This window comes from Nocardiopsis sp. MG754419 (assembly GCF_018207095.1).
Classification (GTDB): domain Bacteria; phylum Actinomycetota; class Actinomycetes; order Streptosporangiales; family Streptosporangiaceae; genus Nocardiopsis.
The window spans coordinates 1-1,930 of record NZ_QOCZ01000289.1; the positions used below are offsets into that span (position 1 = coordinate 1).

Genomic DNA, 1,930 nt, shown 5'->3' on the forward strand with positions numbered 1-1,930 from the left:
CACCCGTTCCCGTCGTGGCGCAGTGATCGCGCTCGCCGCCGCCGGTTCGGCACTGCTGCTGCTCGGCGGTCTGACGGGGTGGCTGTTGCTCCGCGGTGGTGACGCGATCGCGGAGCCCCCGCCGAACGACGCCCCGGCCGCGGTCAGGGACTCCGAGGAACCCTTCATCTTCGGGACCACCGCCGAGGTCCGCACCCTCGATCCGTTCCTCGCCACGGAACAGGAGTCGCTGCGCGCGAGCCGTCAGGTGTTCGAGACCCTGCTGCGCCACGACTCCGAGGCCACCATCGTCGGTGGTCTGGCCGAAGAGTGGGAACACTCGGAGGACGGCACGGAGTGGACGTTCCACCTGCGTGAGGACGTGCGTTTCCACGACGGCGACGACCTCGACGCCGAGGCCGTGTGCGCCAACTTCGACCGCTGGCACCACCTCACCGGCGACTTCCAGGACAGCACCTACTCCTACTACTGGCAGGCGATGTTCGGCGGGTTCGCCGAGAACGAGAGCGACGACCTGCCCGACTCCGACTTCGTGTCCTGCGAGGCCACCGACGACCGCACCACCGTCATCACCCTCGCCGCGCAGTCGCCCCAGTTCCCGGGAGCCTTCACCCTCGCCTCCTTCGGCATCATGAGCCCGTCGACCGTGGAGGAGATCTCCGGCGCGACCTTCACCGGCAACGGCCCCGACGACTTCCCCGAGTACAGCCGAACGACCGGAACTCTCGCCGGCACGGGTCCGTTCACTCTCGGCGAGTGGGACCAGGACCTGCAGGAACTCACCCTGGAACGGTTCGACGATCACTGGGCCGGACCCGCGGGGTTCGAGAGCGTGATCCTGCGCGCCATCGACGACCGGACCGATCGCCACCACGCCCTGGCGGCCGGCGACATCGACGGCTACGACCAGGTGGCCGTCGAGGACGTCGCCTCCCTGACCGGCGACGGGTTCCAACTGCCCGACAGCGCCCCCTTCAACCTCCTGTACCTCGGAGTGCAACAGGAGGCCCACGAGGCACTCGAGGACCCGAAGGCGCGGCAGGCGCTGGCCCACGCCATCGACCGACAGAGCATCGTCGACACCGCGTTCCCTCCCGGCAGCGAGGTCGCCACCCAGTTCGTGCCCTCGACCGTGGACGGATGGTCCTCGGACGTGCCCACCTACGACCACGACCCCGACCTGGCGACCGCACTCCTGGAGGACGTCGACCTGCCCGACGACGACATCGTGCTGTGCTATCCCGACGACACCAGCCGCTCCTACATGCCCGACCCGCAGGAGATCGCCACGACGATCGGCGCGGACCTCGCCGACGCGGGGGTGTCGACGGAGATGGTCGCCTACGAGTGGACCGACTACGTCGCCCGGGTCTACCAGGGGGACTGTGCGCTGTACCTGCTCGGCTGGACGGGAGACTTCAACGAGGCCCACAACTTCGTGGGCCCGCACTTCGCCGACCACGAGCCGCAGTTCGGGTTCCGGGACGAGGACCTGTTCGACGCCGTGGACGAGGCCGCGTCCCTGCCCGACCCGTCCGACCGCGCCGCGGAGTACCAGGACGTCAACGTGCGGATCATGGAGGCCCTACCGGCCGTGCCGATCGCCAGTGCCCCCACGCACACGGTCTACTCCGCGGACGTGGAGCCGCCGGGCGTGAGTGCCCTGTTCGGTCACGAGAACCTCGCCGAGGGGTCCTGGCGTTGATCTCAGGGAGCCGGCGCCGCTAGAGCACCGCAACGACGAGGGCCCGGCCGGAACGTGTGTCCCGGCCGGGCCCTCGTGTGCGTTCCTCACGCTCCCCGCCGCGCGCACCCGCCCGACCGTGACCGGGCCGGCCACGGGCCGGGACGCGCGGGGGTCTCCTCGTCAGTCGCCACCGCCGCCCCCGCCACCGTCACCACCACTGTCACCGCCGCCACCGGAGTCACC

Annotated in this window: 1 protein-coding gene; it reads left to right on the top strand. The window is 70.4% G+C overall.

Annotated elements, in window-relative coordinates:
* On the top strand, positions 1 to 1,705 hold a 1,705-nt coding region (locus tag DSY14_RS27680), incomplete at its 5' end, for an ABC transporter substrate-binding protein (RefSeq protein ID WP_249188573.1).
* Positions 1,706 to 1,930: the final 225 nt, after the last annotated feature.